Source organism: Kitasatospora nipponensis (genome assembly GCF_039528135.1).
In the GTDB taxonomy this organism is placed as follows: domain Bacteria; phylum Actinomycetota; class Actinomycetes; order Streptomycetales; family Streptomycetaceae; genus Kitasatospora; species Kitasatospora nipponensis.
The window spans coordinates 1-920 of record NZ_BAAALF010000559.1; the positions used below are offsets into that span (position 1 = coordinate 1).

Here is a 920-nt window from a genome sequence, read left to right on the forward strand (position 1 = left end):
CTCGGCCCACTGGCCCCAGGCGAGTGACTGGGCGGGCAGGCCGGCGGCCCGGCGGTGCGCGGCCAGCGCGTCCAGGTAGGTGTTGGCCGCCGCGTAGCTGGCCTGCCCCGGCGAGCCGAGCACACCGGCCACCGAGGAGTAGAGGACGAAGGCGGCGAGTTGGGGCTGGTCCCTGGTCACCTCGTGCAGGTACCAGGCGCCGTCGGCCTTCGGCCGCAGCACCGTGTCCAACCGCTCCGGGCTCAGCGCCCCGATGACCCCGTCGTCCACCACCCCGGCCGTGTGCACCACCGCGGTGAGCGGATGCTCCACCGGGACCCGCGCCACCACCGCGGCCAGCGCCGCCCGGTCCCCCACATCCACCGCCGCGAACTCCACCACCGCACCCAGCCCCTCCAACTCCGCACGCAACTCAGCCGCGCCCTGCGCGCTCTCACCGGCCCGCGAGAGCAACAGCAACCGCCGCACCCCACGCTCCGCCACCAGATGCCGCGCCAACACCGCACCCAACACCCCGGTACCACCCGTCACCAACACCGTGCCCGCCGGATCCCACGCCACCGGCCCATCGCTCTCGGGCAGCGCGACCCGGACCAGGCGAGGCACCCGCACCACACCCGCCCGCAAGGCCAGTTGACCCTCACCACTGGCCACCGCCACGGCCAACGCCGCCTCCGAGGCCGGATCACCGTCCGTGTCCACCAGCACCAACCGGCCCGGATTCTCCGACTGCGCGGAGCGCAACAGACCCCACACCGCGGCCGCCGCCAACTCCGGCACCTCACCCGCCTCCACGACCACCGCGCCACGGGTCACCACGACCAGCCGCTCGGCCACCCGCCGATCGTCCGCCAACCAGCCCTGCACCAACTCCAACGCCTCACCCAACGCCCCCCGCACCTCGGCGTGTTCACCGATCC

The 920-nt window shown here is 74.2% G+C and carries 1 protein-coding gene; it reads right to left on the bottom strand.

Translation table 11 applies throughout. The features are described 5' to 3' along the window. On the bottom strand, window positions 1–920 hold a 920-nt coding region (locus ABD323_RS41880), incomplete at both ends, for a beta-ketoacyl reductase (RefSeq protein WP_344447317.1).